This is a genomic window from Mesorhizobium sp. CA15 (genome assembly GCF_020165215.1).
Classification (GTDB): domain Bacteria; phylum Pseudomonadota; class Alphaproteobacteria; order Rhizobiales; family Rhizobiaceae; genus Mesorhizobium.
Window position 1 is genome coordinate 33,950 of the sequence record NZ_JAIUHQ010000029.1, and the last position, 6,000, is coordinate 39,949.

The window sequence follows — 6,000 nt, forward strand, 5'->3', positions numbered from 1 at the left end:
GCCGGGGATTTCTAGGAGAGCAATCTTATGAAGAAGACTTACGAGAAGCCGGTTTTGATCCGCAAGGGCAAGCTTTCAGCGGTTGTGGCGGGTTCGCTGCCTTCGCCGGTTTGATGAAATCATCGGTGCTTTTGCCGGCACTGACTAACGGGGGGAATTTGGGATGAAGGAGATTTACGAGAAGCCGATTCTTGTCCGCAAGGGCAAGCTTTCGGCGGTGGTGGCGGGTTCGCCGGTGGTCAACGGCGGCAGCGCTGGTGTTTGAACCTGACGATTTAATTTCCGCACAGTAGCAGGAATGCGCAACGGGGAAGGACTTGCCCGGGAGTTTACTTGACGGCGAACGTGTGTTTGAGATCGAGCGGCGCAATCTTTGGGAGAGCGTGGATGAAGAAGACCTATGTGAGGCCGACACTGGTCAAGAAGGACAGGCTTTCGGCAATCACCGCTAACGGCGCAGCTTCCGTCGTATTCTGAGCCAAAGACGCGTTGCAGGCCTTGGGGCGGCGCGCGTTAGCCTTGCTTGAGATATCGCAAGAATTTCGGCACTTTTGGTCAGCATAAGTCAAAGAGCCAGAACCAGATCGTCCAGTACCATCTGCCAGTAATGCTTTGTCGACAGGCGCACACGCGTCACCGCCTGCAACATGGGCGCGTATTGAACCGGTGCCAGCGCCGACAGCGCGATCTCATCGCTGGCGATCAGCTCCTCCCCTAACCAGCTTTCGACAAGCGCGGTCTCGCCTTCCGAGGCCAGCCAGGCCGCGGTCAGCATCACCGAGTGGAAGCCGAAGGGTGTGGCGCGACCGAACTCGGCCGGATGGCCGCTGCTGGTATAGGCGATGTAGGCGCCCGAGACATTGCCGTTGACATAGCCCTCGCTGTTGGCGGTGTGGTCGCGCGCCATGGCGTTGAGATTGCGCCAGTCGAGCCCGGCATGGCCGGACGGCACCTTGCACAGGCCGCGCGGGGTTATGTCGTCGAAGCCGATGGCGTTGAGTGCAGCGTCGGGCGCGAGCGCGCCGCGCGCCAACAGGCCGAGATCGACCGGGTAAGCCGACAGCTTGAGCCTTCGGTCGAGCCCCGAACCGGCAATGACGATTTCATCGGCCTCGACGCCGAGCGGGAAGCGGAAGGCCGCGTCCGCGGGCAGCGCCCGGCTCTCAAGCAACTGACCCTTGGCCATGACCGACAGCGTGACGCCCGTCGCGGCCGGCGTCCTGCCGTTCAACGTCCGCCCCGGCGCGAGCCCGACCGGCTTCGGCAAGGCCTCGCCGGCGAGGCCGACCATGGATCCGGGCGCATCCGCGATACGCACCGCCTGGTCCTGGTTGGCGCTGCTGGCGCGCCAGCCGGGCGGCACCGAGACGGAAAAGCGGTAGCTGCCGGGCCGTTGGATCGCCGCGCTGCGGCGCTTCGACGACATCGGGAAATTGGCGAAACCGGCGGCGTTGCTGCGCGCCGAGGCAAGGAAATCGCCGCGCTCGTCATAGAGCCGCACCACGATGCCCGCCATCGGCCGGTCGGCTTGACCATAGGCGCCGTCGCCGTCGACATCCATGTAGACGAAGGACGAGAAGTTGAGCTTGCCGGATGTCGGCGCCCAGTGGGCGCGCGGCGCGTAGTCGCCCGCCGGATCGGGATTGCCGCGCGCCCTGCGGCGCTTGCGGCGCCGGCGCAGCGCGATCGCAATGAGAGCGATGGCGCCGGCAAGGACGAGGGCCGAGATAAGCGCGACGAGGGCGGTGTCAGTCATGGCAGAGAGGCGATGGCTGGAGATCGCCGTTCAAGACCGCGTGCATGAAATTGTCCCCCATCTAAGTTTGCAGAGAAGGTCAGGTTGCCAACTCCACCCAGACCGGCGCGTGGTCGCTTGGATTGTCCCCTCCCCGTACTTCGCGGTCGACGCCCGCCCCTTTCAGTTTTCGAGCGAGCTTCTTCGACAACAGAATGTGGTCGAGCCTCAGGCCGGCGTCGCGCGGCCAGCGGTTCCGGCGATAGTCCCAGAAAGTGTAGAGCCTCTCCTCCTTGGGAAAAACCTTTCGCAACGCGTCTGTCCAGCCCTGCGCGATCAGCGCGGCGAAGGCGGCGCGGCTTTCGGGCTGCACCAGCGCGTTCTCGTCATAGGAGCGGGTCTCATAGATGTCGCGCGGCTCGGGCACGATGTTGAAGTCGCCGGCGAGCGCCACCGGCAGGCCGGTGTCGAGGAGCTCACCCGCATGCGCGGCGAAGCGCTCGTGCCAGGCGAGCTTGTAGTCGAATTTCGGCCCCGGTCGAGGATTGCCGTTCGGCGCATAGAGGCAGGCGATGACGACGCCGTCGACCGCCGCCTCGATGTAGCGGGCCTGGCGGTCGGCATCGGCGCCGGGCAGTGCATCGCGCGTCAGCACCGGCTCGGCACCGCGCGCGAGGATCGCGACGCCATTCCAGGTCGGCTCGCCCTTCCACACAGCGCCATAGCCGGCGTTGGCGAGCCGGGTCAGCGGGAATTGGGTGTCGCGAGATTTCAGCTCCTGCAGGCACACGACGTCGGGCTTTGCCTTGGCGAGCCAAGCCAGCAGGTTGTCCAGCCGGGTGTTGATGTTGTTGATGTTGAAGGTGGCGAGTTTCATCTAGTCTGTCGATATTCAGGTGATACCGGCCTGCAAACGCCGCTTCCTGCGCTTCCGGTGCTCACGTACGAAAAGTACGCTCCGCTCCGGTTCTCGGAAACCACCATTTTCGACTCGGCCTGACCTGAATCTCGCCAGACTTGGCGGCGTAGTCAGTCCGTCATCCGGATTTTGATCGTCTCCGCCACGGTCTTCAGATGGTCGCCCGCCGTAAAACCCGAGATCGCCTTGCGCGGTTTCAAATCATGGTCGCCGTCCTCCAGCCAGATCACCTCGATGGCAGGAGAAAGGCCGTAGGTCGCGACTTCCTCCTTGGTGCCGAACTCGTCGCGCATGCCCTGGAAGATCAGCGTCGGCGTCTTCAGTTTGATCAGATGTTTCGTCCGCAATTGCTCCGGCTTGCCCGGCGGATGGAAAGGATAGCCGAGGCACACGAGCCCGGCGATCTCGCCCTTGGCGAACATCTCGTCGGCGACCATGGAGGCGACGCGGCCGCCCATCGACTTGCCACCTATGATCAGCTTTCCGGTCACGCCCTTGGCGCGCAGATCGGCGATCGCCTTCACATATTCCGGGTTCACCGTTTCGGCGCGCGGCGGCGGCTTGCGATGGCCGTAGCGGCGGGCGGCCATATAGTGGAACTCGAAGCGTGCGACCTGAAAGCCGGCGGCCGCGAGCGCCTTGGCGGTGGCGGCCATCGAGGCGGAATCCATAGGTGCGCCAGCGCCGTGCGCGAGCAGGATGGTGACAGGGGCGGTGTCGAAGCCGTCGAAGAGAAAATGGGTCATGGGAGCGCCAATCTCTCCTTCTCCCCTTGTGGGAGAAGGTGGCCGAGCGAAGCTCGGACGGATGAGGGGTGCTCCAGCTTGGCGGATACGCCCTTCAATACTCCTACTTGCGACAAGGTCACCAACGTCTCATTCCTTCCAGCACCCCTCATCCGTCTCGGCGCTGGCGCGCCGATCCACCTTCTCCCACAAGGGGAGAAGGAAAAGGCGCTCACCCCGCCGTGCGCGCCATGTGCAGGTCCACGAACTGGATTCCCTTCTGCGCAGTCCGCGCCCATTCGGACTCGGCATCCAATTCCAGATAGCGGACCCACAACCGGCGGGCCTCCATCAGATTACCCGCATCGAATTCCAGCCGAGCCAGGTTGAACACCGGGTCGGCATAGGCCCTGTCGAGCGCGATCGCCTTTTGCAGATGGCGCCTTGCCGATGCCACCCTGCCCTCGTCGCTCATCAGGCCGGCGAGGTTGAACCAGGCCTCGACGAAACCGGGGTCGAGCTTTATCGCGCGGGCATAATCATGCGCGGCTTCGGTAACCCGGCCGGCGCCGCGCAGGCAATTGGCGCGGTTGAAGGCGGCAATCGCATCCTTGGGATCGATCGCCAGGCAACGCTGGTAGAGCGCGGCCGCATCGTCGTGGCGCCCCTCCTCTTCTGCCATCTCGGCCTCGGCGAATAATTCCTCCAGCCTGTCATCCTCGGGTGAACCGAGGTCGAACAAAAGCTGGCCGTCGAGCTCGCTCCTGCCTTCGTCGAGATAGATCGCATCCGGGCGGCCATGCTGCGAGCCGAGATTGAGCGACTTGGCGGTGAGCGAGGCGACCGGGCCCGAGCGATGCACCGAGCGCGCGATCGCGCCCCAAGTGGCGCCGCTGGCGATCAGCCCGGCATATTTGCGCGCGAGGATCAGGTCTCGGAAGGAATAGGGTTCGCCGTCATGCTCGAAGGCATCGAACAGCGACAGAAGGTCGAGTTCGTCGCCGGCGAGTCGCGACTGGTCGATCAGCGACTGCCTGGAGAGCGACGAGGCGTCGGGCGCCTTCATCAGCCCAAGCAGGCGCAGGAAACCGCTCTCGCTGATCAGCGCGCGGCCTGCTTCGCGCTCGATCTTCACACGGCGCTCTATCTCGGCATCGCCGGATTTCGCCGCCTTGGCGAGAAGCGTGCGGCCGAACAGGACATGCGTAGTCCGGCGGGTGACGCCACGCCGCAACTCCGCATGGCGGCGCTCGACCTCGCGGGCGGCGAGGCGCAGCGGAAAGGCGGCCAGCGCGCCGACGACGCCGAAGACAGCGCCGGGAACGATCACTGGCCCTGCATTTCCCGTCACTTCTTGCTCTTGCCGACGGCCTTCAACAGGTTCGCCTTCAGCGGGTTCTCAGGCGCACCCCCCGCGGCCGCTTTCTTGGACGGCTTCGCCGGCGCTTCCTCGGCCTTGCTCTTCGACTTGGCCGGGGGTTTCGCCTGCTGCGACAGGCTCGCCTTCAGCGCATCCATCAGGTTGATGACGTTGCCGCGCTCGGGCGCAGCCGCGATGATCGGCTTGTGGCCCTTCAGCTTCTCGCGGATCATCGCCATCAGCGCCACCTCGTAGCGATCCTCGTAGTTCTTCGGATCGAAGTGGGTTTCCTTCTGCTTTATCAACGCCTGGGCCAGCTCGAGCATTTCCGGATCCGGCTTGCCGGCCGGAATGTTGCCGAAATATTCAGCCGTGCCGCGCACTTCGTTGGGGTTTCTCAAGGTGCAGACGAACATGCCGTTCTCGCGCGGGCCGATCGTCACCACGCGCTCGCGGCTGGAGAGCACCAGGCGGGCGATCGCCAGCTTGCCGGACTTGCGCATCGCCTCGCGCAGCACCGCGAAGGTTTCCTCCGCCATGGCGCCGTCGGGCGCGAGATAATAGGGCGCGTCCTGGTAGATGACGTCGACCTCGTCCTCGTCGACGAAGGCCTCGATGTTCATCGTGTGGTTGGATTCGATCCGGACCGCATCGAGGTCGGCATCATCGATGATGATGTACTGCTTGTCCTCATATTCGTAGCCGCGCACCAGGTCCGAGCGCTCGACAAGGCCGAGCTCGGGATCGACCGGCTTCATATTGATGCGGTTGTGCGTCTTCTTATGCAGCTGGTTGAACGAGATGCGCTCGCTCGCGCTGGTGGCCGGGTAAAGCCGGACCGGACAGCTGACGAGGCTGAGCTTGAGGTAACCTTTCCAACTTGCCCTGGGCGCCATGATGAACTCCTACGCGGCCATGCACTGACACTATGTTGGAGCATGGTCTTGTCCAAAACCGGTTCCGGCCATTTTAGGACCATGCTCTTTGCAGCGCTTCGTCCGTAGGACGATCAGCGCCGTGGAAATCCTACACCGACCCCTGATTGTACTGCCGAATTCCTGACGAAGTGTTTTCTGGGGCGGTTGGCGCGGAGAATAGTTCAAATCGTAGCAAGCGTCGATGCCCTGACGCCGTTCCTCGCCCCCGCGGAGGCGGGGGAGAGGTGGCTCGGCGAAGCCGAGACGGAGAGGGGGAATGGCGCGGAGCTGAATATCTTTTGGCGCCTCGATCACATACGTTGGCGCTGCCCCCTTTCCGTCTC

At 63.9% G+C, this 6,000-nt stretch carries 7 protein-coding genes; 2 read left to right on the forward strand and 5 right to left on the reverse strand.

The features are described 5' to 3' along the window. Positions 1-163: 163 nt before the first annotated feature. A complete protein-coding gene (locus LB515_RS27215) occupies positions 164-265 on the forward strand; it encodes a putative RiPP precursor (RefSeq protein WP_224709550.1) in 102 nt (33 codons plus the stop codon). A gap of 122 nt (positions 266-387) precedes the next feature. After that, positions 388-477, forward strand: coding sequence for a putative RiPP precursor (locus LB515_RS27220; protein WP_140840613.1), 90 nt, complete (start codon positions 388-390; stop codon positions 475-477). Positions 478-565: 88 nt separating this feature from the next. On the opposite strand, the gene LB515_RS27225 is transcribed toward LB515_RS27220, so the two are convergent. The 5 genes from LB515_RS27225 to LB515_RS27245 form a co-directional block, all read right to left on the reverse strand. Then, entirely contained in the window at positions 566-1,756 is a 1,191-nt protein-coding gene (locus LB515_RS27225) for a hypothetical protein (protein ID WP_224709551.1), read from the reverse strand. 79 nt (positions 1,757-1,835) lie between these two features. Continuing rightward, the gene (locus LB515_RS27230) at positions 1,836-2,612 is read right to left on the reverse strand and encodes an exodeoxyribonuclease III (RefSeq protein WP_224709552.1); all 777 of its coding nucleotides are present in this window, start codon (positions 2,610-2,612) and stop codon (positions 1,836-1,838) included. A 152-nt stretch (positions 2,613-2,764) separates the two neighbouring features. Next, positions 2,765-3,400, reverse strand: a complete 636-nt coding sequence (locus tag LB515_RS27235; RefSeq protein WP_224709553.1) for an alpha/beta fold hydrolase — start codon at positions 3,398-3,400, stop codon at positions 2,765-2,767. A gap of 211 nt (positions 3,401-3,611) precedes the next feature. Next, positions 3,612-4,709, reverse strand: a complete 1,098-nt coding sequence (locus LB515_RS27240; RefSeq protein WP_411969171.1) for a tetratricopeptide repeat protein — start codon at positions 4,707-4,709, stop codon at positions 3,612-3,614. Between the two features lie 17 nt (positions 4,710-4,726). Beyond that, on the reverse strand, positions 4,727-5,635 hold the full coding sequence (locus LB515_RS27245) for a Ku protein (protein WP_095768347.1): 909 nt from the start codon (positions 5,633-5,635) through the stop codon (positions 4,727-4,729). Between the last annotated feature and the right edge of the window lie 365 nt (positions 5,636-6,000).

Coding starts and splice junctions, on each gene's coding strand:
- LB515_RS27215 (WP_224709550.1), top strand. CDS start 164: ATGAAGGAGATTTACGAGAAGCCGATTCTTGTCCGCAAGGGCAAGCTT.
- LB515_RS27220 (WP_140840613.1), top strand. CDS start 388: ATGAAGAAGACCTATGTGAGGCCGACACTGGTCAAGAAGGACAGGCTT.
- LB515_RS27225 (WP_224709551.1), bottom strand. CDS start 1,756: ATGACTGACACCGCCCTCGTCGCGCTTATCTCGGCCCTCGTCCTTGCC.
- LB515_RS27230 (WP_224709552.1), bottom strand. CDS start 2,612: ATGAAACTCGCCACCTTCAACATCAACAACATCAACACCCGGCTGGAC.
- LB515_RS27235 (WP_224709553.1), bottom strand. CDS start 3,400: ATGACCCATTTTCTCTTCGACGGCTTCGACACCGCCCCTGTCACCATC.
- LB515_RS27245 (WP_095768347.1), bottom strand. CDS start 5,635: ATGGCGCCCAGGGCAAGTTGGAAAGGTTACCTCAAGCTCAGCCTCGTC.